General features: G+C 60.0%; 17 protein-coding genes. 13 read left to right on the top strand and 4 right to left on the bottom strand.

What is annotated here, in order from left to right:
• Positions 1-79: 79 nt before the first annotated feature.
• From ACP8IT_RS07945 to pyk, 3 genes are all read left to right on the top strand, one after another.
• Complete coding sequence (locus tag ACP8IT_RS07945) at positions 80-910, top strand: indole-3-glycerol phosphate synthase TrpC (protein ID WP_005278561.1); 831 nt, start codon at positions 80-82, stop codon at positions 908-910.
• 53 nt (positions 911-963) lie between these two features.
• Positions 964-1,935, top strand: a complete 972-nt coding sequence (lgt, locus tag ACP8IT_RS07940; RefSeq protein ID WP_490289870.1) for a prolipoprotein diacylglyceryl transferase — start codon at positions 964-966, stop codon at positions 1,933-1,935.
• 121 nt (positions 1,936-2,056) lie between these two features.
• The gene (gene pyk / locus ACP8IT_RS07935) at positions 2,057-3,475 is read left to right on the top strand and encodes a pyruvate kinase (protein ID WP_284637024.1); all 1,419 of its coding nucleotides are present in this window, start codon (positions 2,057-2,059) and stop codon (positions 3,473-3,475) included.
• Positions 3,476-3,556: 81 nt separating this feature from the next.
• Here the strand turns inward: pyk and ACP8IT_RS07930 are convergent, their stop codons facing one another.
• Positions 3,557-4,759 carry an amidohydrolase gene (locus ACP8IT_RS07930; RefSeq protein ID WP_302527103.1) on the bottom strand — a complete coding sequence of 401 codons (1,203 nt, stop codon included), beginning with the start codon at positions 4,757-4,759 and terminating at the stop codon, positions 3,557-3,559.
• 36 nt (positions 4,760-4,795) lie between these two features.
• On the opposite strand from ACP8IT_RS07930, the gene ACP8IT_RS07925 reads away from it, so the two are divergent.
• Positions 4,796-5,194 carry a hypothetical protein gene (locus tag ACP8IT_RS07925; RefSeq protein ID WP_302527102.1) on the top strand — a complete coding sequence of 133 codons (399 nt, stop codon included), beginning with the start codon at positions 4,796-4,798 and terminating at the stop codon, positions 5,192-5,194.
• Here the strand turns inward: ACP8IT_RS07925 and ACP8IT_RS07920 are convergent.
• Positions 5,191-6,276, bottom strand: coding sequence for a glycerate kinase (locus ACP8IT_RS07920; protein WP_490289869.1), 1,086 nt, complete (start codon positions 6,274-6,276; stop codon positions 5,191-5,193). The genes ACP8IT_RS07925 and ACP8IT_RS07920 overlap by 4 nt on opposite strands.
• A 201-nt stretch (positions 6,277-6,477) precedes the next feature.
• Between ACP8IT_RS07920 and gdhA the strand changes: the two genes are divergently transcribed.
• Positions 6,478-7,824, top strand: a complete 1,347-nt coding sequence (gene gdhA / locus ACP8IT_RS07915; RefSeq protein ID WP_023022958.1) for an NADP-specific glutamate dehydrogenase — start codon at positions 6,478-6,480, stop codon at positions 7,822-7,824.
• A 106-nt stretch (positions 7,825-7,930) separates the two neighbouring features.
• Here the strand turns inward: gdhA and ACP8IT_RS07910 are convergent, their stop codons facing one another.
• A complete protein-coding gene (locus tag ACP8IT_RS07910; protein ID WP_490289838.1) occupies positions 7,931-9,130 on the bottom strand; it encodes an IS30 family transposase in 1,200 nt (399 codons plus the stop codon).
• A 656-nt stretch (positions 9,131-9,786) separates the two neighbouring features.
• On the opposite strand from ACP8IT_RS07910, the gene ACP8IT_RS07905 reads away from it, so the two are divergent.
• A complete protein-coding gene (locus ACP8IT_RS07905) occupies positions 9,787-10,554 on the top strand; it encodes an SPFH domain-containing protein (RefSeq protein ID WP_023030534.1) in 768 nt (255 codons plus the stop codon).
• A gap of 102 nt (positions 10,555-10,656) precedes the next feature.
• On the opposite strand, the gene ACP8IT_RS07900 is transcribed toward ACP8IT_RS07905, so the two are convergent.
• The gene (locus tag ACP8IT_RS07900; protein WP_005283706.1) at positions 10,657-11,271 is read right to left on the bottom strand and encodes a hypothetical protein; all 615 of its coding nucleotides are present in this window, start codon (positions 11,269-11,271) and stop codon (positions 10,657-10,659) included.
• Between the two features lie 150 nt (positions 11,272-11,421).
• Between ACP8IT_RS07900 and ACP8IT_RS07895 the strand changes: the two genes are divergently transcribed.
• Genes ACP8IT_RS07895 through ftsY form a run of 7 tightly spaced genes read left to right on the top strand, consistent with a single transcriptional unit; the run spans position 11,422 to position 21,190 of the window.
• Positions 11,422-11,970 carry a YceD family protein gene (locus ACP8IT_RS07895; RefSeq protein WP_005278584.1) on the top strand — a complete coding sequence of 183 codons (549 nt, stop codon included), beginning with the start codon at positions 11,422-11,424 and terminating at the stop codon, positions 11,968-11,970.
• Entirely contained in the window at positions 11,967-12,737 is a 771-nt protein-coding gene (rnc, locus tag ACP8IT_RS07890; protein WP_005283703.1) for a ribonuclease III, read from the top strand. Before ACP8IT_RS07895 ends, rnc begins: the two co-directional genes overlap by 4 nt.
• Before the next feature lie 3 nt (positions 12,738-12,740).
• On the top strand, positions 12,741-13,556 hold the full coding sequence (gene mutM / locus ACP8IT_RS07885) for a bifunctional DNA-formamidopyrimidine glycosylase/DNA-(apurinic or apyrimidinic site) lyase (RefSeq protein WP_284624068.1): 816 nt from the start codon (positions 12,741-12,743) through the stop codon (positions 13,554-13,556).
• Positions 13,557-13,609: 53 nt separating this feature from the next.
• Positions 13,610-15,112, top strand: coding sequence for an alanine/glycine:cation symporter family protein (locus ACP8IT_RS07880; RefSeq protein WP_005278593.1), 1,503 nt, complete (start codon positions 13,610-13,612; stop codon positions 15,110-15,112).
• An 18-nt stretch (positions 15,113-15,130) separates the two neighbouring features.
• Positions 15,131-15,409 carry an acylphosphatase gene (locus ACP8IT_RS07875; protein WP_005278595.1) on the top strand — a complete coding sequence of 93 codons (279 nt, stop codon included), beginning with the start codon at positions 15,131-15,133 and terminating at the stop codon, positions 15,407-15,409.
• A gap of 57 nt (positions 15,410-15,466) precedes the next feature.
• The gene (gene smc, locus ACP8IT_RS07870; RefSeq protein ID WP_490289868.1) at positions 15,467-18,997 is read left to right on the top strand and encodes a chromosome segregation protein SMC; all 3,531 of its coding nucleotides are present in this window, start codon (positions 15,467-15,469) and stop codon (positions 18,995-18,997) included.
• 54 nt (positions 18,998-19,051) lie between these two features.
• Complete coding sequence (gene ftsY / locus ACP8IT_RS07865; RefSeq protein ID WP_023028933.1) at positions 19,052-21,190, top strand: signal recognition particle-docking protein FtsY; 2,139 nt, start codon at positions 19,052-19,054, stop codon at positions 21,188-21,190.
• Positions 21,191-21,409 lie beyond the last annotated feature (219 nt).

The following is a 21,409-nucleotide window of genomic DNA, read 5'->3' as shown; positions in this document are numbered from 1 at the left end:
CGCGCAGCGCAATTTCCGGAAACGCCTCGCATAGCGTTAATCTAAGTGTGATCTTAATCGCGCTTGGAGGGAGGTGCTCATGCCCACGCCCATAGCCGTCGATCACCTGGTCGCTGGGGTGCTTGAGGATGTCGCCGCGCGCGAAGCACGCGTTTCCTTCCAAGACATCAAGGCGCGCTCGCGGGACATGGAGCCTCCCCGCGATGCCCGCGCGGCGCTTTTAAAACCAGGGTGTTCGGTCATTACGGAGCTGAAGCGCGCCGTTCCTTATACCGGGGAAATTGCCCACGTGGGCTCGGCCGAGCAGATGGCCGAATGGGCGCGCACCTTTGAAAACTGCGGCGTGCATCTGATGGCCTGCCAAACGGATACGCGGCGCTTTAACGGTTCGCTTGAGGATATGGCGGCCGCGCGCGCTGCTATCGATATCCCGATGATGGCGCGCGACCTCATCGTGGATCCGTACCAGATTCATGAGGCTCGCTGTTTTGGCGCCGATGCAATCCCGCTGCAGGTCGAGCTTTTAGAACAAGCTCGATTGGAAGCCCTTTTGGACCGGGCGGAATCATTAGGGATGACCGCCATCGTGGAGGTGCGAACCTGCGGGGAGGTCAACCGCGCCATTAAGGCCGGCAGCAGTGTCATCGCGATCAATGCGTGGTCCCTTGCCTCTGATGAGATCAACCGGGAGGCCTTCAACGATATCGCCCCGGGGCTGCCGGAATCGCTCCTGCGCATCGCCGTGGGCGGGGTAAATAACGCCCGCAACCTTTTCCACTATGCCTCCCGCGGGGCAGATGCAGTATTGGTCGGTGAATCCGTGATGGCGGCCCAGGATCCAACCGCCTTAGCACGCTCCCTGGTGGCCGCGGGCCAGCACCCGGCGTGTCCGTCGCGTAAAAGTTCCTAGGAAAAGTGACCCCAAACTAGCTCACGGGCACGCCGATAAGGCACACTATCTACGTGCATACTCAGAATCTTGCAAATATCCCCTCCCCGCCGCAGGGCGTGGTGTGGCATCTTGGCTCCATTCCAATCCATGCGTATGCGCTGTGCATCATCGCCGGCATCCTCGTGGGCATGTGGATGACGCTGCGGCGATACACAGCCCGGGGCGGCAATCCCGATACCGTGTGGGATGCGACCATCGTCGTCATCCCCGCTGGCATCGTGGGCGGGCGGCTCTATCACGTCATCACGGATAATCAGAAGTACTTCTGTGAGACCTGCGACCCAGTCGACGCCTTCAAGGTCACCAATGGTGGCCTTGGCATCTGGGGTGCGGTGGCCTTAAGCGCCGTAGCGCTCTGGGTAATGTTTCGAATCAAAAAGATCCCGCTTGCACCATTCGCGGACGCGGTAGCGCCTGGCCTCATCCTTGCCCAGGGCATCGGCCGGTTGGGCAACTGGTTCAATCAGGAGCTCTACGGCCGGCCGACCGACGTTCCGTGGGCGCTGGATATTTACTACCGCGTCGATGAGGCGGGGGAGTACGCCCCAGTTTCCGGGCATTCTACCGGCGAGGTCATCGCTTCGGTGCACCCGACGTTTTTGTATGAGCTCATTTGGAACGTGCTGGTGTGCCTGTTCCTTCTGTGGGCGCACAAGGCATGGAAGCTGGGGCGCGGACGGGTATTCGCCCTCTACGTCGTGGGCTACACTCTGGGCCGCTTCTTTATCGAAGGCATGCGCTCTGATGAGGCCACCGAAATCTTCGGCGTCCGCGTAAACCTCATTGTTTCCGCCGTTGTCTTTATCGCAGGTCTCATCGTCTTTTTCTTACTGGACAGGCAACGCAAGGGCCCCGAAACGCCAGAGGAAGTTGACCCGCGATACTACCGCGAGCAGGCGGAAAACGGCGGCGAGGGCGACGAGAAACGCGTGGCAGCCACGCATGCTAACGGCACCTCGGGCATTGCTACCGGCCGGAAATGACCGGTTATGTGTGATCGTGTCCGATTGCCGTAGTTAAGGCGCCAAAAAATTGTGGCCTGTCGGCGCGCGAGGGAGTAGGTTGGGGGTTGTTCAATTTCCCCGATGGAATAGGCCAATAATGCTGGATAGAAGAACCAAAATTGTCTGTACTCTCGGCCCCGCGGTAGCTAGTGGGGACGGAATTTTGCGCCTTGTAGAAGACGGCATGAACGTCGCGCGCCTCAATATGTCGCACGGCGAGCATGCGGACCACGAGGCCAATTACAAGTGGGTCCGCGAAGCCACCGAAAAGACCGGCCGGAACGTAGGTATCCTGGCCGATCTTCAGGGCCCCAAGATCCGCCTCGGCCGGTTTAAGAATGGCGAAGAGCAGTGGGATAACGGCGAGATCGTCCGCATCACCGTGGACGATGTCGAAGGCACCCACGACCGCGTATCCACCACCTACAAGGGCTTGGCACAAGATGCGAAGCCGGGCGATCGCTTGCTTATCGATGACGGCAAGGTCGCCGTCGTCTGCAAGGAAGTAGACGGCAATGACGTGGTGTGCGAGGTTACCGAGGGCGGCCCCGTATCCAATAACAAGGGCGTGTCCCTGCCCGGCATGAGCATTTCTGTGCCAGCCCTGTCTGAGAAGGACATCGAGGATCTACGCTTTGCCCTGCAGCTCGGCGTGGACTACATCGCGCTGTCCTTCGTGCGTTCGCCTGCCGATGTCGACAAGGTCCACGAGATCATGGACGAGGAAGGCCGCCGCGTGCCGGTCATCGCCAAGCTGGAAAAGCCCGAGGCTGTCGATGCCCTCGAGTCCATCATCTTGGCCTTCGATGCCGTGATGATTGCCCGCGGTGACTTGGGCGTTGAGGTTCCGCTGGAAGAGGTGCCACTCTTTCAGAAGCGCGCTATCCAGATTTCCCGCGAGAACGCCAAGCCGGTCATCGTGGCCACCCAGATGCTGGATTCCATGATTGAAAACTCCCGCCCCACCCGCGCGGAGGCTTCCGACGTGGCCAACGCCGTGCTCGACGGCGCCGATGCGGTGATGCTCTCTGGCGAGACCTCCGTGGGCGCGGATCCGCACAACGTGGTGCGGACCATGTCGCGCATCGTCAAGCGCTCCGAGACTGATGGCCAGGTCCCGCCGCTGGCGCACGTCCCGCGCACCAAGCGCGGCGTGATGTCCTATTCCGCCCGCGATATTGCAGAGCGCCTGAACGCGAAGGCTATCGTTGCCTTCACCTCCTCTGGTGATACCGCAAAGCGCGTCGCCCGCCTGCACTCTGACCTGCCGCTTTTGGTATTCACCCCGGACCAGGACGTGCGCGCCCAGCTGGCGCTGACCTGGGGTGCAGAGACCTTCTTGAGCCCCGACGTCAAGTCCACGGATGAGATGATGGAGGCCATCGATAAGTACCTGCTGGACTTGGACGAGTACGACGAGAATGACTTGGTCGTCGTTGTTGCAGGTACCCCTCCGGGAATCTCCGGCAATACCAACATGATTCAGTGCCACCTTTTGGGAGAGACCATCAAGGACTAGCGCACTGAAAAGCCGCCGCGCCCCACACTCCATTGAGAGAGTGGACGCGGCGGATTATTTTTATGCCAGCAGGAGCCGGAGTTAAACGCCCAGGTACGCCAGCACCGCCGCATGGGCGGCTTGGGTGGAGGCCTTGACCGTCGGCTCATAATCCGGCAGGAAGTTGGCCTGGTGGTTGACCGGGGGATCGGCCAGCTCCGCTTCCGGGGTGCACCCTACGTGCCAAAAGACGTACGGTACGCCCCACGCCTGCGGCAGGTAACAGAAGTCTTCGGAAGCGGTCGAGGGGGAGGCGGTAACGGATGCTTCACCGAAGGTGGCCGTAAAGGCCTCGTCGATGGGCGAATACGCGGCGGCGTCATTATCGGTGACCTCGCCGTGCGCGTAGTACTCAAAGGTGGGGTCTTTTTCGCAGCCGGAGGCCATGCACTCGGCTTTTACCATGCGCTCCAAGGAGGCATAGACCTTTTCCGCCAGGGTTGGATCATAAAAGCGGGTATTGAGCACGAGCTCAGCGGAATCCGGGATGATGTTGTTTTTATCGCCGGAGTGCAGCTCGCCCACGGAGATGACGAAGAACTCGTGCGGGGCCACCTCGCGGCCCACGATGGCCTGGAGCCGGGTAACGATCATCGCCGCGGTATAGGTCGGGTCGATGGAGTTATGCGGCATGGAGGCGTGGGCGGATTTACCAAAGATGCGGATGCGTAGGGAATCGCAGCCGGCCATGATGGGGCCGGCGGTGTGGCGGACGGTGCCGGCGCGGCCGGGCATGATGTGCTGGCCTAAGCAAATATCGGGGCGTGGCACGCGCTCGGTGAGGTTATCGGCGATCATGTATTTCGCGCCCATGGATGATTCCTCCGCCGGCTGGAACAGGGCGAGGAAGGTGCCGGACCAGGTATCGCGGGAGGCATCGAGAAGCGCACAGGCACCGAGTAGGGCCGTGGTGTGCATGTCGTGCCCGCAGGCGTGCATGTAGTCATTGGTCGAGGAATACTCCGCGCCGGTGGCCTCCTTGACCGGCAGGGCATCAAAATCGGCGCGCATGAGGGCGGTGGGGCCATCGCCATTGCGGAAAATGGCGACCATGCCGTGCCCGCCAATGTTTTCTTCTACTTCGCAGTCGAATTCGGCCAACTTGGCGCGGATGCGCGCCGCGGTGCGTTCCTCCTCGTGGGAAAGCTCGGGGTGGCGGTGCAGATCTTCGTAAAAATCCCGCTGCCACGCCAGGTCAGTATCCGCAGAGTGGACCACGGAAGCGATGTTTGTGGAATAAGACATAGTTTTCATCCCTTTGGTTAGGGTAGGGTCAGCTATATGCCGACTATTCAATTCGATGTATTGGTTCCAGATGAGCAAGCGGACCGCGTGGAGGAGATTTTTACCACTGCTACCGATAAGCTGGTAGCGGACGGATCGCTTACCTCCGCCGAGGTTACTCGCCCGGCAGATCCCCAGTTCCCTGAGGGCTTGGAGGAACAACTGCAGCAAAATTACCGCGATGAACACGAAGAGCGCGACTTAGAAGGTGCGCACGCCCACCGCTATAACATCGTGGTGGCGGGAGCGACCGGCTCCGTGAACCAGCTGGCCATGGTGCTGTCGCGTTTGCTCACGCCGCACGCCGTATTGCCCAAGGATCACGTGCTGCTGGAAGATGAATTGGCACATGAGCGCCCGGCCATCTTTCCGTGGACGGTCGAGATTCGCCCTTAGCCCAGCTGCTTGACGATGTCCCTGGCAGCCCTAGCCAGCTGCTCCGGCATCCCACCTTCTTGATCTAGCTCTGCGGTGACGTGCTTGGTGCCCTGGTTGATGGCCCCGGCAACGATGCCGACGGGGGTAGAGGACTCCGCCGCAAGGTCCGCGACGGTGCCGACGACCTTGCCGGTTAAGGATTGCTCATCAAAGGCGCCTTCGCCGGTGATGACGAGGTCCGCCTGAGAAATGGCATCCGCGAGACCAAGGGCCTTCGCCACGTGGGCCCCGCCAGAGACGACGCGGGCGTGCTCATCGGTGCCCCACAGGGTGCGCGAAAGCCAGGTAAGCCCGATGGGGATGCCACCGGCAGCACCGGTAAATTCCGTTTCCGGATCCGTGCCGGTGACCTTGCACAATTGGAGCAGTGCCCCGGCAAGCAGGGCTATTTGTTCGCCCTCTGCGCCTTTTTGTGGCCCGTACATGGTGGCAGCCTGCATGGCCTTAGCCCGGGTATCGGCCAGGAGTGTGAAATCAACCATGCCCGCTTTGATGTTTAATTGCGCGGTATCGATGGAATCGAGCTGCACTAGCGGGGCGCCGCCCTTGGGCAGGGCATAGCCGCGTGCATCGTGGGCGGCAGCGCCGAGGGCAGCAAGGATTCCCGTGCCACCGTCGATGCTGGCCGTGCCACCGAGGCCGAGCACGATGGAGGTGGCGCCGCGGGATTGGGCATCGGCAAGCAGCACGCCCGTGCCATAAGAATCCGCGTGGAGGGGATCGAGCGCGTCGCGGACCGCGGGCAGCCCCGTGGCGGCGGCGACGTCGATGAAGGCCGTGTGCCCAGCGAGGAAATACTGCGCCTCGGTCAAGCGCCCCACCGCATCCGTTGTGGGTAGGGTAATGGTCTGGGTTTCTTGCCCGCCCGCCGCGGCGGCCTGGGCCAGCACTTGGGCGGTGCCTTCCCCGCCATCGGCCATCGGCAAGGTGGTGACGGTGGCGTTGGGGTAGTGCTGGCGGATTCCGTTGGCGATTCCGGCTGCGGCTTCCGTGGCGGAAGCGGTACCTTTAAAAGAGTCTGGCGCGACAACAATATGCATGCCCGCGATTATAAAGCCCGCGACCCGTTCGGCGGCTTTCCGCTAGGAATCCGAACGTTCTACAGAAAATATTTACCTTTATCGTCGCAGGTAAAAGCTGGTAAGTGGGGGAGTGAGAAATAATTGTACTTGCATTATCGGTAGATTGATAGGAAACTGGTTTCTGCTAGTCAAACTCCACGAGAATGGGATTTATACACTATGTCTGTTGATAGTCAGATTTCTGAGTACTACGACAAGCTACTCAAGCGCAACGCCGGTGAACCGGAATTCCACCAGGCAGTGTCCGAGGTGCTGGATTCCCTCAAGATCGTCCTGGATAAGGACCCACACTACGCAGACTACGGTCTGGTTGAGCGCCTGTGCGAGCCGGAGCGCCAGCTCATCTTCCGCGTCCCATGGGTTGATGACAACGGCGAGGTGCAGGTCAACCGCGGCTTCCGTGTGCAGTTCAACTCCGCGCTCGGCCCGTACAAGGGTGGTCTGCGTTTCCACCCCTCGGTAAACCTGGGCATTATTAAGTTCTTGGGCTTCGAGCAGATCTTTAAAAACTCCCTGACCGGCCTGCCCATCGGTGGCGGCAAGGGTGGCTCCGACTTTGACCCGAAGGGCAAGTCTGAGCAGGAAGTTATGCGCTTCTGCCAGTCCTTTATGACCGAGCTGCACCGCCACATCGGCGAGTACCGCGACGTTCCTGCCGGCGATATCGGCGTTGGCGGCCGCGAAATCGGCTTCCTCTTCGGCCAATTCCGCCGCCTGACCACCCAGCACGAGTCCGGCGTCCTGACCGGTAAGGGCTTGACCTGGGGCGGTTCCTTGGTGCGTACCGAGGCCACCGGTTTCGGTGCCGTCTACATCACCGAAGAAATGATGAAGACCCACGGCGAGTCCTTCGATGGCGCCAAGGTCATCGTCTCCGGCTCCGGTAACGTGGCCATCTACGCCGCCGCAAAGGCACAGGAACTGGGTGCTACCGTCGTCGCAATGTCTGACTCCTCCGGCTACATCACCACCCCGAATGGCGTGGACGTTGACCTGCTTCGCGATGTCAAGGAAGTCCGCCGTGAGCGCATCTCCACCTACGCCAAGGAAGCTGGCAACGGCGTGGAGTTCCACGAGGGTGGCAATATCTGGGACGTCCAGGCTGATGTTGCACTGCCGTGTGCGACCCAGAACGAGCTCGACGGCGAGTCCGCGAAGAAACTTGTCGAGGGTGGCGTTCGCTACGTTGCAGAGGGCGCCAACATGCCGTCAACCCCGGATGCGGTGCACGTATTCCAGGACTCCAAGATCAACTTCGCGCCCGGCAAGGCTGCTAACGCCGGTGGCGTGGCAACCTCCGCACTGGAGATGCAGCAGAACGCATCCCGCGACTCTTGGTCCTTCGAATACACCGATGACCGCCTGCGCGGCATCATGAGCAACATCTTCAAGAACATCGACAACACGGCCAAGGAATACGACCGTGAAGGCGACTACGTGGCTGGCTCCAATATCGCCGGCTTCAAGAAGGTGGCTGACGCCATGCTGGCACAGGGTGTTATCTAAACTCCCATAACCAACGGCTCCCCATTTCTCCGCATGCGCGGGGAGGTGGGGAGTTTCTGCATTGCTGCGAAAGGGCGGATTCTAGGGGTCGTTGCAACGATGACGGTTACTTTGGTTTGATACTACCGGTTTGTGTCAGGGCGTTGGTCATGACTTCGGCTGGGGTGCGCCAGTTGAGTGCTTTGCGTGGTTTGTGGTTGTGAATGTTGGCGATCATCTCCAGGTCCTCGGCGCTGTAGATGGACAGGTCACTGTTTTTGGGAAGGTTTCTCCTGAGCCTGCCGTTGGTGTTTTCGTTGCTGCCTCTCTCCCACGGCGATCCTGGATGGCAGAAGTAGATGGGAATGTCAGTGGCCATGGTAAAGGCTTTATGGCCAGCCATTTCACTTCCTTGGTCCCAGGTAATTGATGACCAGATAGCTTTATCGATTCCAGCAACAGCCTTGTGCAGGGCTGTGAATACTTCTTTGCTGGTATGCCTTCCTGGCAGGTGGCCAAGGACAACAAATCGGCTAACGCGTTCTACTAACGTGATCACCGCTGATTGGTTATTTTTACCAAGGATGAGGTCGCCTTCCCAGTGGCCTGGCAAAATACGTTCAGTAACCTCTTCTGGCCGGTCGTCGATGAGGATCATGTCGTCAACGAAGCGTTGCTGGGCCGGTGTGGTGGTGCGTGTTTGGCGTTTCTTGCGTTTCTTTCTGCCGGTAGGCAAGTCCAGGCCGAGGTCTTTGAGTCTTCCTTTGGACTGTAGATAAAAGGCGTCATAAATCGTTTCGTGACTAATGCGCATGTCCTTATCAGTGGGGTAGTCGATGGGCAGGCGATTGGAAATCTCCTCCGGTGACCATTGTGCCCGCAATTGTGTGCATACATAGTCCCATAACCTTTTGTTGGCTAGCAGTTTCGGTATTTTCGGCCGCAGCCTACGCGCACAAGCCTTTAACTGGGCGGTCTCCGCACGGTACGGGCCTTCAGCGCTGTGGTTTCTGCGTACTTCACGCTGAATTGACGAAGCACTTCGCCCTAAACGGCGCCCGATTTCCCGCAGCGGCACATGCTCACGAAGAAGGTCGGCGATAATAACGCGTTCTTCAAAGCAAATATAGCGATCACTGATGCGTTTATACGGATCCACACCGACAGGCAAGGCAGGGGGCCGAAGCCGTCCAGATTCGATGACGTCATGGCGTTGGCGCAGCGCTTTCATGAGTCTTTTATACGTGGTGGCATCCTCGCCGACAGGTATGAACTCTTTACGTGGCCCTCCGGATTTGATGAGACCTTTTTCGAAGTCTAAAGACAATCGACGATCAATTCCTACTGCAGTCCCAGCATCACAAACAGGCAAGCTCGCCAACCGAAGGCGTAAGTATTCCACCCTTAACTGTGTTTGGCGGACTTTCCGGGCATACCTCGTTAGCCGGATATGGCACCCAGCTTCTGTAGCAACGGCATACGCAGCGGTGGGATGCATCCCACATGTTTTGGCGGCTTGGTGTACCGAAAGTCCGTCTTTAACTAGTTCTACAAGCTGTAAAGCCTGGCTACCGCGACGATCAACTCGTTTGGCTTTATGTATGACTGGCAATCCATGAGCATGACAAAAATTCAAAGCATGCGCGTAATGACAGCCAAGCTCACCAGCAGCCGAACGAACACTACGCCCACTGCCAACCAAGGCGACCAAGCCACGACGATCCGACTCAGACAACGAATGAAACGGGCCAACAACTCCAGGCACAACAACACCCTCCTAAGGGAAAGTGTTGCAACGACCCTCTGAACTCAAGAAGCACCGCGGCCGCATGCACCTGTGCCGCGGGTATCTGGAGGAAAATGGGTTAATCGCACACGGGGTGCGAATCGAACTCGGAGAGCATTAGCCCTCGTTGCACCGGCCTGAGGATTCAAGGCGCGCCCTCCACACAATGCGGGGTGCTGCGTTGTAGAATTCCCAGCATGTACCGTGTCTTTGAATCCCTTGATGAATTAGTTCAGCATTTGGAGCAGGCTTCTGGCTTTCCCATGACCTCCAATTGCTTGGTCCCCCGCCATGAGATGCTGGCGCTTCTCGATGACCTGCGCAATGCGCTGCCCGTAGAAATCGACGATGCGCAGGACGTTTTAGACAAGCAAGACGAGATTATCCGCGGCGCCGAAGAGCGTGCGGATAACACCATTAATGAGGCGAATGCGCAGGCCACCGATATGGTCAACCAGGCGCGCCAAGAGGCCGATACCACGATCGCGCAAGCAGAAGAACATGCCCAGCGGCTGATGGCAGATGCCGAGGCGCGCGCCCAGTCCACCGTTGAGCAAGCCCGCGCAGATTCAGACCGCACCATTGCTCAGGCCAACGAGGAATACGAGCGCTCGGTGGCCGAGGGCCGCCAGGAACAAGAGCGTTTGGTTTCCGAATCTGAAGTTGTTCGCCGCGCCAACGAAGAAGCCAACCGGATCGTGGAGACCGCATACACCGAATCCAACCGGCTGCGCACGGAGTGCGATGACTTTGTAGATAGCAAGCTCAGCGAATTTGAAAGCTCCCTCAGCGGCCTCTTGCGCACCGTTAATTCCGATCGCTCCGCCTTGCGCGGTGGGGCCGGCGTGCGCTCTCGCGGCGGCGACTACCTGCCGTCCACCAACGCTGGTTCCTCTCGCGGTGGTGCTAGCGCCCCGCGCTATGGCGACGATGACGGTTACGAGCGCCGTTATACCGAGCGCTAAACGCTTAAACTACAAGGCACGACGCTTAAAAAGTCCTGCTGCACGGGGTACATCGCGAAAATCGCGGCACCGTGTAGCAGGACTTATTGTGCCTGTGGGAGTCTAGACCGAGCTGGGCGAGTTGGAGTGGTGCGGCGTGGGGGAGGAGGGGGCATCGGCAAGCGAGGCATCAGCAGTATTCGTAGCGGGGTGTGGGCGCTGGCTCTGGACCGCCACGAAGGCCACGATTCCCGCGCTGACCAGGCCGGGGAAGAGGAAGGTGACCAAGGCCGTGGTGAAGTAGGACGAGAGCGAGGTCATCGAGCCGCTCATAAAGTCTTGGGGGAAGAACATCGCGCTGAGGCTAATGACCGCGCCCGCGGTCAGGAACATGGCGCCGACGCTAAGCAGTGCGCAGGCAAGGGCTTCGCGCGAAAGCCACGTGATGGCGGCGGCGCTGGCGGAAAATACTAGGGCACCGGTAAGTACTGTGAGGTCGAGTCCGGAAGGGATGACCAAAATCGCGCCGGCGATAAGCCCCGCGCACAAGCTGAGGATGAGGGCGGAGGAAAGGCGCAGGCCCCTGTCGCCGTAGATGCCAGAGTGGTCGGCCTTGGGCAGGCGATGGAGGACTGTCCCAGAGATGACCAAGAAGGTGGCGGGAAGGCAGCACAACACTCCGAATCTAGGAGCGATAGCGCTCAAATCTCCTGAGGTCGCGGCCAAGTGGTAAGTCATGCCTTTAGGCTAAGGCGGCTGCGGCCTGCAGGAAAGGGAAAACCGGCAAGCCATAGCGCTTTATGCCCAAACCTTCAGTTTCTTGCCAGAAAAAGCGGCCGTGCCAGCAACTACGCGGAGTTTGCGAGGCAGGGTAGACTACCAACTGTTATGACATCTCCATTGAAGTTCGATGTGGGCGAATTATTAAACGCCCAAGGCGCTGACGCAATGCCGGAACAACGCACCCAGACGGGACCTGCACCGGAAAGGATTGGCGTGGAAATGATCGCCATCCCTAAGGGTGAAGATCTCACCGTTGCCGCGATCCTAACCCCCCTGGGGTCAGGCGTTCTGGTTGATGCGGATATCTCGGGCGTTCTCACGGGCGAGTGTGCGCGCTGCTTAAAAGAGCTCCACCCACAGCTGGATTTGCACGTGACCCAGGTCTTTGCCGCCGATGAATCTTTTGTCAGCGGCGATGACGCCGATTCTGATGATGCCGGTTCGGGCGATGAAATCCCGGAAATCGAAGACGATGAGCTGGATCTGCTCCAGGCGGTCATCGATGAAGCAGGCCTGAACCTCCCGTTCGCCCCCGTCTGCGAAGACGGTTGCGATATTCAGACCCCAGAGGGTGTGACCACCGGAATTTCTGGGGAAGAAGAGGAAGAGGAGAAGGTAGACCCGCGCTGGGCAGGTCTGGAGAAGTTCCTATGAGCCGCAAGAAGAAGCTAACCGGGCACGAGGCATGGGAGGCCGCCTTTGCGGCGGTGGACCACAGCCCGCTCTTGGAATCGCTCGGCGTTGCCTTGGAGCCGGAAAACCTGCGCTTGGCGCTTACGCACCGTTCCTTTGCCAATGAAAACGGGCACCTGCCCAATAATGAGCGCCTCGAGTTCTTGGGCGATGCCGTCTTGGGGCTCTCGGTGGCCGCGAAGCTATACGTGACGTATCCATCGCGCCCGGAATCCGATATCTCTAAGATGCGCGCGTCCATTGTCTCGCGCTATGGGCTTTCCGATATCGCGCGTGAGATTAACCTGGGCCCGCATATCTTATTGGGCAAGGGCGAGCAGTCCACCGGTGGGCGCGATAAGGATTCCATCCTTGCGGATACCACCGAGGCGATTTTCGGCGCCATTTACCGCGAGCACGGCTTTGAAACCGCCCGCGATGTCATCCTGCGCCTCTTCGCGGAAAAGATCGATAATGCCTCCGTTAGTGGCCGCCACTTGGACTGGAAGACCACCTTGCAAGAGCTGTGCGCTGAGCTAAAGGCACCGATGCCGGTCTATTCGGCTACCGCCACCGGCCCAGAACACGATCAAACCTTCAGCGCGGTTGCCACCGTCGCTGGGCTGAGCGTGGGAAATGGGCAGGGGCACAATAAGAAATTAGCGGAGCAGCAGGCCGCGCAAGAGGCATGCCAAACCCTGCGCGAAACCCCGTTGCTGGTGCAAGGGACCGCTCATAAAGAAGGCTAAATAATGCCAGAACTGCCCGAAGTGGAATCGGTGCGCCGCGGGGTGGAAACCTACGTCGTGGGTAAAGAAATTACATCGGTAGACATTGCGCACCCGCGGGCGAACCGCGGCCAAGATGAACCCCTGGCGGGTCTTGTCGTGGGCAAGGAAATCGCCGCGGTGGCCCGCCGCGGCAAATTCATGTGGCTGGAATTCGTGGGGGAGGACCCGATGGATAGCCACCGCGACGTGCTTTTTATTCACTTAGGCATGTCGGGGCAGCTGCGCATCGGCCACACTGATTCGCCGCACCGCCGCATCACGGTAGTACTTAGCGATGCCACCGAGCTGCACTTCGTGGATCAGCGCACCTTTGGGTACTGGCTGTATGCGCCCTGGTCCACGATCTCGCATATTGGTTTAGATCCCCTGGAACCCGATTTTGATATCGCCAGCGCCGCGCGCCGCCTGCGGAAGAAGAAAACCGCGGTAAAGACGGCGCTATTGGATCAAACGCTGGTATCTGGAATTGGCAATATCTACGCCGATGAAGCGCTGTGGGCGGCGCGCATTTCACCGCGCAAGAAGGCTTCGGCGCTGCGGCAGAAAGATGCCGTGGCGCTATTGAGCGCGGCACAGACCGTGATGTCTGCCGCCCTCAAAGCGGGGGGAACGAGCTTTGATTCTTTGTACGTCAACGTCAACGGTGAATCCGGCTATTTTGCGCGCTCGCTTGCGGCCTATGGCCGTGTTGGCCAGCCATGTTCCCGTTGCGGCACGCCCATAAAGCGGTGCGTTTTAGGGGGCCGCTCGAGCCATTATTGCCCCCACTGCCAATAGGGCTTTACCAGTGAGGTTCACGTTGTGCACCTTCAGGCAGTAAATTAATCCGCATGGAATTTCTCGAAAATGTCGTCACGACATTTAACGATGGCGTGTGGACATACATCCTGCCCTGGCTGCTCATTGGAGCGGGCCTTCTATTCGGTGCGCGCACCGCAGTGGTGCAGATCCGTAAGGTGCCCGATATGCTGCGCGCTGTGGTCGAGCGCCCCAAAACCGACGATGAGGATGAGGGCGCAGGAAGCGGGGGAATCTCCGCATTTAAGGCATTTACCATATCTGCTGCCTCGCGCGTGGGCACCGGCAACGTGGCTGGCGTCGCGGTGGCCATTTCGCTGGGCGGTCCTGGTGCCGTCTTCTGGATGTGGATCATCGCCCTCCTCGGCGGCGCTACCGCCTTTGTGGAATCCACCTTGGCGCAGCTGTGGAAGGTCCGCAATGGCGATACGTACCGCGGCGGGCCGGCCTACTACATGAAGCGCGGGCTGGGCTGGGGCCCGCTCGGCGTTTTATTCTCTATCGCCATCGTCTTTACCTTCGGCTTGGTCTATAACTCCTTCCAGACCAACGCCATCGCTGAGGCCGTGGCCTTTTCCTTCGGCCGCGAAGACGATGCCACCTTTGGCTCCATCATTGGCATCATCATCGCGATTGCCGCGGGCCTCATCATTTTTGGCGGCGTAAAGCGCATTGCCAATATCACCCAGGTGGTCGTTCCGTTTATGGCCCTGGCGTACCTGCTCATCGGCGGCTTCGTGGTCATTACGAACTTTGACAAGGTCCCGGGCATGCTGGGCGATATCATCGGCCACGCGCTCGGCTTTAAGGAAATCGCCGGCGCGGGCATCGGCGCCGCGATGATGAAGGGCATCCAGCGCGGCCTGTTTTCCAATGAGGCCGGCGAGGGGTCTGCCCCTAACGCCGCGGCTACCGCCACCGTCTCCCACCCGGTAAAGCAGGGCTTGGTGCAGACCTTGGGCGTGTACTTCGACACCATCGTGGTCTGTACCATTACCGCCTTCCTGATCCTGCTCGGCCCGGAAGTTGCCTACGGCGAAGAGGCCGAGGGCGTTTCCCTTACCCAGGCGGCCTTGTCCGCCGAGGTTGGCCACTGGGGCATTCACTTCGTCAGCTTCATCTTGTTCTTCCTGGCCTTTTCTTCCATCTTGGGCAATTACTACTTGGCAGAAGCCAACCTGGAATACCTCACCACCAATAAAACGGTGCTGAATATCTTCCGCCTCGTGGTGCTGTTCTTCGTCTGGTTCGGCGCAGTCGGATCCCTGCCATTGGTCTTCGCCCTGGCAGATACCGGTGCGGCGACGATGGTGATTCTGAATATCATCGCCATTGTTCCGCTATCCGGCGTGGCCATTCAATTGTTAAAGAACTTCAACGAGCAGCGCAGTAAGGGCATCGATCCGGTCTTCCACCGCGATATGCTTCCCGATGTCCCCGGTGTGGAGTGCTGGGACGGTTCTGACCCCGTGACCCGCCGCAGCGATGCGGACCGCAAAATCTTGCGCGATCGCGGCGAGGCCGATCGCTACTAATAAGGAAGGTGCAGTGACATGGAAAGAATGACGGCTTTTGTGCACGGTACCGTGCAGGGTGTGGGCTTTCGCTGGTGGACGCGGTCGCGCGCACTGGAATTAGGCCTTTCTGGGCATGCGACCAACCTGGCAGACGGCCGCGTGCAGGTTGTTGCTGAGGGCCCGCGCAAAGACTGCGAGAAGCTCTTGGAACTATTGCAGGAGCAACCGAGCACTACCCGCCGCCCCGGAAGCGTCGATCTCGTGGTCGAGCAGTGGGCGGACGCAAAGGGCGAAAGCGGCTTTGTTGAGCGCTAATAGCCAACCCAATGCTTGCTGCAGCTCGTGTCTTAAAGGCTTGCTACACTATCCCAAATGCACCTGAAATCGCTGACGCTCAAAGGCTTTAAGTCATTCGCGTCGGCGACGTCTCTCAAATTTGAGCCGGGCATCTGCGCCGTCGTCGGCCCGAATGGTTCCGGTAAGTCCAACGTGGTCGATGCCCTTGCGTGGGTCATGGGAGAAGCCAGCGCGAAAACCCTGCGCGGCGGCAAGATGCAAGACGTCATCTTCGCCGGTGCGGGCGACCGCAAGCAATTGGGCAGGGCCGAGGTTACGCTCACCATCGATAATGCCGATGGTGCCCTGCCCATCGAGTACTCCGAGGTATCCGTTACCCGCCGCATGTTCCGCGATGGCGCGAGCGAATACGAAATCAACGGGGCAAAGGCCCGGTTGATGGATATCCAGGAGCTGCTTTCTGATTCCGGCATTGGCCGGGAAATGCACATCATCGTGGGGCAGGGCAAGCTTTCTGAAATCCTGGAATCGCGCCCCGAGGATCGCCGCTCCTATATCGAGGAAGCCGCAGGTGTCCTCAAACACCGCCGCCGCAAAGAAAAGGCCCAGCGCAAGCTGACGGGCATGCAGGCCAATTTGGACCGCCTGCAGGATTTGACCGATGAGCTGGGAAAACAGCTCAAGCCCTTGGCGCGGCAGGCAGAAGCCGCCCAGCGCGCGGCAACAGTGCAGGCGGATGTGCGCGATGCGCGCCTGCGCCTGGCCGGAGATCGCATCGTCGGCCTGCGGCAGAAGCTTTCCGCTGCCGAGCAGACCGCGACGGCCCTATCCACCCAGGTGGAAGAGACCACGGCGCAGCTCGAAGAGGCGACCGAGCACCAAATGGAGCTGGAAACCCAGCTAGAGGAGGTCAATCCGCAAGCGGAAGCCGCCCAAAAACTGTGGTTTGATCTCTCCACCTTGTCCGAGCGCATTGCGGCGACCCAGCGCATCGCGGAGGAGCGGGCGGATAATGCCGGGTCCCAGGTCGCTTATGCCGGCCAGGATCCGGATGATTTAGAGGCCAAGGCGGCGCGCGCGGACGAGGAGCACGAGGAGCTCGTGGTGGCGGCGGAAGAAGCCGCGGAGCGGTTAGAAAGCATCCGGGAGGAAGTGGCGGAGCGTCGGCAAGCATTCGAGGCCGCCGAGCACGAACATATGGCACAGGTGCGTGCCATTGCGGATCGCCGCGAGGGCGTGGTGCGCCTTTTTGCCGCCGAGGAAAAGGCGGCGGGGCAGGTAGCCAGCGCGGAAGAGGAGTTGACGCGGCAGGAAGAGGCCGTGGCTTCGCTGCAGCGCCGCACCCAGAATGCGCAGGCAGAAGCTGCTGAGGTAGCGCAGAAGCTGGATAATTATGCCGCGGAGCGCCAGCCTTTGGAGGAGGCGCATACGCGGGCTGCCAGCGAGTCCGGTGCTGCCGATAAGCGCTTGGATCAGCTCCGCGATGCCCAGCGCGAGCGCGAGCGCAGTGTCTATACGCTGCGGTCCCGCATCGATACGCTGTCTCAGACCATTCCCGAGTCGGTCGAGGTGGGCGAAGAATTCCAGCCATTGGCCGCGTATATTTCCACCACCTATGAATCGGCGGTTGCGGCCGCGTTGGGCACCTTTGCGGAGGCGCAGGCAGGGCAGTTGACCGAGGGCTTGATTGCGGATTTGGAGAAGGGCCCGCGCTCAGCGCTGCTGGATGCGGCGGCGGCAGCGCCTGCGAGCTCGTGGCGCGTCGATGCCGATCTGCCGCCGCAGACCTCCTGGTTGCTGGATCACATAACGGTCCAATCTGCGGTGTCGGCGGCGTTACACAGGCTGCTTGCCGATGTCGTCCTCGTCCCCGATATTGCCCACGGCCGGCGCCTCGTCTCCGAGGATCCGCGCCTGCGTGCCGTGACCGCCTCCGGCGTTGTCATCGGCGAAGGCTGGGTCGAGGTCGGCACCGGTTCCTCGTCTACCGTGGAGGTCACCGCCCGCATCGCGGAGGCTGAAGAAGAGCTAGAGCAGGCAAATCAAGCCCTGCATGAGCTTTCCGGCACCCTGGAGGGGGCAAAGATTGCCGCCGAGGATGCCCGCGTGACGGCCGCGTCCGCCAAGGCCGCGTTGCGGGAGCACGATACCGAAGTCGATGCCTGGAAGCGCGATCATCACCGCCTGGAGAAGCAGTACGAGGCGAATAAGGCGGAGCTGGAAAAATCCGCGCAGCGCGCCACTGAGATCGAGATCCGGCTGCAGAAAGCCAACCAGGAGCTTGCCGATGCCCGCGATAGGCTCGCCCGCGTCGACGCCGACGATCAACCAGACGAGCCCTCGTCCGCCGATAGGGACGCCGCCTCGGCCGCGCTGGAAGAGGTAAAGTCCATGGAAATGGAGGCCCAAGTCGCGGCCCGATCGGCGCAAGAGCGCGTGGGCCAAGTTGCCGGCAAGGCCGATAATTTACGGCGTCAGGCCCAACACGAACGCCAGGCGAAGGCCCGCCATGAACAGGCCATGGCTCGCCGCAAGGCGCAGGGGCAATTGGCATCGGCAGTGGCGCGACACGCACAGGATTTGGCCGCGCGGGCGAACCAGCTTTTAAGTCGCGCCACCTCCGAGCGCGATGAGTTTGTACACGAGCGCAACTCCTTAAATTCCCAATTGCAGCAAGCCAAGCAGGCGGTATCGGCCGCACGCCAAAATAGCGACCGGCTAACCGCGCGGGCGCATGAAGCAGAACTGGCCCGCTCGCAGGCACAGGTGCGCCTGGATGAAGCCGAGAAAAAGATCGGCGAACAGCTGGGCATCGCCATCGCAGACCTCTTGCGCGATTTCACCCCGGGCGAAGATTTCGACCGCAGCGCCGAAAAGTCGCGGCTGCAGCAGGCAGAAAAGGATCTGAACTCGCTGGGCAAGGTCAACCCCTTGGCCTTGGAAGAATATAAGGCGCTGGAAGAGCGATACAGCTACCTGTCCACGCAGCTCGATGACGTCATCCAAGCCCGTCAGGACCTCGCCGGGGTAATTTCGGATGTGGATAAGCAAATCCTGCAGCTATTTACCGATGCCTGGCGGGATGTGGAAGCCGAATTTCCCAAGGTATTCAATACCCTTTTCCCGGGTGGAGAGGGCCGGTTGATCCTTACCGAGCCCGAAGACATGCTCACCACCGGCATTGAGGTCGAAGCCCGCCCGCCAGGCAAGAAGGTCAAGCGCCTATCGCTGCTTTCCGGCGGCGAAAAATCCCTTACCGCACTGGCCATGCTCGTGGCGATCTTCCGCGCGCGCCCCAGCCCGTTCTACGTCATGGATGAGGTCGAGGCAGCGCTTGATGATGTCAACCTGCGCCGGCTCATCGCCCTATTTGAGGAATTGCGGAAGGATTCCCAGCTCATCGTCATCACGCACCAAAAGCCCACCATGGATGTGGCCAATGTCCTCTATGGCGTAACCATGCGCGGCGATGGCATCACCCGGGTCATCTCCCAGCGCATGAATCCAGCCGGGCTCGCGCCGGGAGCCGAGCAAGCAAGCCGGGATGCGATGCGGCTTGGGGTTGATGCGCCGAACTCAGGTGGTACGCCGCAGTCAACGGAATAGAAGTTTTCGCCTCCCTTTTGTGCCGCAAGCCCGAAAGGCTGGCACTATAGAGGCATGAATTCTTTATGGTTATGGATCGGCATAGCAATCGTTGTCATTGTGCTGATTGTCGTCTTTATTGCAATTGGCAAAAAGCGCGGTGAATCCAAGAAGGTTTCTTTCGAGAAACCCAAGGAAGAAGAGCCTAAGCAGCTAACGCAGGAGCAAAAGTCCGGCAATTACCAGGCCAAGTCTGGCTTCAACTTTGCCCCAGCGGGCTCAAAAGAACCCGAAAAGGTAGCGCAGGGGAAGCCGCAGCAGGCCCAGCCACAGCAGGCTAAGCAGGAGCAGCAGCCGGAGTCCTCGGAGAAATCGGAGCAATCGGAGCCGAGCGCTACCGATATCGCCAATGCGCAGCTCAACGGCGAAGAGCCACCGGCGGCCAAGCGACCTGAACCGGCTAAGGATAAGGACGCTGCCTCCACAAAGGAGGCCAAGCAGGAAGAACCGCAGCGCCAAGAACCTGCAGCTGACGAGCAGCCGAAGAAGTCCGCAGAGCCCGCGGAATCCAAGAAACCTGCAGAAGACGGCGACGTACCCAACCAGGATAAGGACACAGGAAAAGCCGACGTCGCTGGCGATGAGGCTAAGTCCGAGTCCAAATCCGAGTCTGCTTCCACTTCGGAAGCGGAGTCCAAGCCTGCCGCGGATAAGCCTGCGGCGGATAAGACTGAAGGTAAGGGCACTGCCGGTACGGCCGCTGCCGCTGCGGCCGCAGCTGGGGGAGTCGGCTCCGCCGCTTCTGCAGCCTCTGGTGACCGCCAGGAATCCGCCGCAGATGATGCGGATAAGGAACCTGCAGATCAGGCAACTGACCAATCTGATAAGCCGGATTCCGCGCAGGCTTCCACACCTGCTTCCGGTGAGGCGGAAGCAGAGGATAAAGAAGCAAAGGGCAGCGAGCAATCCGCCCCAGCTGCAGCCGAGAAACCCGCAGCAGAAGGCACAGACGATCGGCACCGCGGCGAGCCGGACCATGAAGAAAAAGACCCAGAAGACGTTGTATCCGTCGAGGCCGCCGAGGTAGAAGACGAATCGCCGGTCTTCGATGCGGTGGTAGATGATAAAGACGCTGACCACATCGAAGAACGCGTTGATAACCGCGAGGAAGCCGAAGAAGCTGCGGCTGCCGCCGATGCACAAACGGATGCTGCAGAAGCAGCCAAAGAACAAACCCCTGTGCCTGATGGCGAACCTGCTGCGGCGGGCCAGCCCACCGAAGACATCGCTCCGGCAGGCGGCCGTCTCGGCCGGCTGCGCGGTCGCCTCTCTCGTTCCCAGAACGCCATCGGCCAGGGGCTGATGGGAATTCTTTCCGCAGGTGATCTGGACGAAGACGCTTGGGAGGAAATCGAAGATACCCTCATCATGGCGGATCTGGGCACCAAGTCCACGATGAAGGTCACCGATTCTTTGCGTGACAAGATCGCTGAGCGTGGCGTGTCGAGCGAGGAAGAGGCGCGTGCGATGCTGCGTGAATGCCTCATCGAGGCCTGCCACCCAGAAATGGATCGCTCGATTCGCGCGATGCCCAATGACGGAAAGCCCGCCATTGTCATGGTCGTAGGCGTCAACGGCACCGGTAAGACCACCACCACCGGTAAGCTCGCCCGCGTCCTCGTATCGATGGATCACAGCGTCCTGTTGGGTGCGGCAGATACGTTCCGTGCTGCGGCTGCAGACCAGCTAGAAACGTGGGGACGCCGCGTGGGCGCCGAAACCGTGCGCGGCAAGGAAGGCGCAGACCCAGCCTCCGTGGCCTTTGATGCCGTGGCCACCGGCGTGGAACAGCAGGTCGATGTCGTCTTGGTCGATACGGCCGGCCGCCTGCACACCTCGACGGACCTGATGGATCAGCTGGGCAAGGTCAAGCGCGTCGTAGAAAAGAAGACCGAGGTTGATGAGGTCCTCTTGGTTCTCGATGCCACGGTGGGCCAAAACGGCCTGGCACAGGCTCGCATTTTCCGCGAGGTCGTGGATATTTCCGGCGTGGTGCTCACCAAGCTGGATGGCACGGCGAAGGGCGGCATCGTCTTCCAAGTGCAAGAGGAATTGGGCGTTCCAGTCAAGCTTGTGGGCTTGGGTGAGGGCGCCGATGACCTTGCGCCATTCGAAGTTGAAGGATTCGTCGATGCCTTGTTAGGTGAGAAATAGGGTCTTCTCCCTCAACCGTTTTAGATAACTCCCCAGTACCTGGCTGCTCATAAAATGAAGTAGTCGCGGGTGCTGGGGAGTTTTTCGCGCCTATGTGCCTTGCAGGTATGTCCTGCGAGCATGGGGAGCCGTGGATTGCTGTGATCTGCATTGAGCTGGTGAGCAATGGTAATCTGGTAGGGCTGTATTTAGTGATTCGGTGCGAAATTCGCACCATTC

The sequence above is a fragment of the Corynebacterium sp. LaCa_23 genome (assembly GCF_058182375.1).
The sequence above is the reverse complement of the archived record's forward strand: the minus strand, read 5'-3'. Positions and strand labels throughout refer to the sequence as shown.

What these genes read in the sequence shown, in the direction of transcription:
- ACP8IT_RS07945 (WP_005278561.1), top strand. Translation starts at nt 80, where the DNA reads ATGCCCACGCCCATAGCCGTCGATCACCTGGTCGCTGGGGTGCTTGAG.
- ACP8IT_RS07930 (WP_302527103.1), bottom strand. Translation starts at nt 4,759, where the DNA reads ATGTCTTATTCCACAAACATCGCTTCCGTGGTCCACTCTGCGGATACT.
- ACP8IT_RS07925 (WP_302527102.1), top strand. Translation starts at nt 4,796, where the DNA reads ATGCCGACTATTCAATTCGATGTATTGGTTCCAGATGAGCAAGCGGAC.
- ACP8IT_RS07920 (WP_490289869.1), bottom strand. Translation starts at nt 6,276, where the DNA reads ATGCATATTGTTGTCGCGCCAGACTCTTTTAAAGGTACCGCTTCCGCC.
- gdhA (WP_023022958.1), top strand. Translation starts at nt 6,478, where the DNA reads ATGTCTGTTGATAGTCAGATTTCTGAGTACTACGACAAGCTACTCAAG.
- ACP8IT_RS07905 (WP_023030534.1), top strand. Translation starts at nt 9,787, where the DNA reads ATGTACCGTGTCTTTGAATCCCTTGATGAATTAGTTCAGCATTTGGAG.
- ACP8IT_RS07900 (WP_005283706.1), bottom strand. Translation starts at nt 11,271, where the DNA reads ATGACTTACCACTTGGCCGCGACCTCAGGAGATTTGAGCGCTATCGCT.
- ACP8IT_RS07895 (WP_005278584.1), top strand. Translation starts at nt 11,422, where the DNA reads ATGACATCTCCATTGAAGTTCGATGTGGGCGAATTATTAAACGCCCAA.
- rnc (WP_005283703.1), top strand. Translation starts at nt 11,967, where the DNA reads ATGAGCCGCAAGAAGAAGCTAACCGGGCACGAGGCATGGGAGGCCGCC.
- mutM (WP_284624068.1), top strand. Translation starts at nt 12,741, where the DNA reads ATGCCAGAACTGCCCGAAGTGGAATCGGTGCGCCGCGGGGTGGAAACC.
- ACP8IT_RS07880 (WP_005278593.1), top strand. Translation starts at nt 13,610, where the DNA reads ATGGAATTTCTCGAAAATGTCGTCACGACATTTAACGATGGCGTGTGG.
- ACP8IT_RS07875 (WP_005278595.1), top strand. Translation starts at nt 15,131, where the DNA reads ATGGAAAGAATGACGGCTTTTGTGCACGGTACCGTGCAGGGTGTGGGC.
- smc (WP_490289868.1), top strand. Translation starts at nt 15,467, where the DNA reads ATGCACCTGAAATCGCTGACGCTCAAAGGCTTTAAGTCATTCGCGTCG.
- ftsY (WP_023028933.1), top strand. Translation starts at nt 19,052, where the DNA reads ATGAATTCTTTATGGTTATGGATCGGCATAGCAATCGTTGTCATTGTG.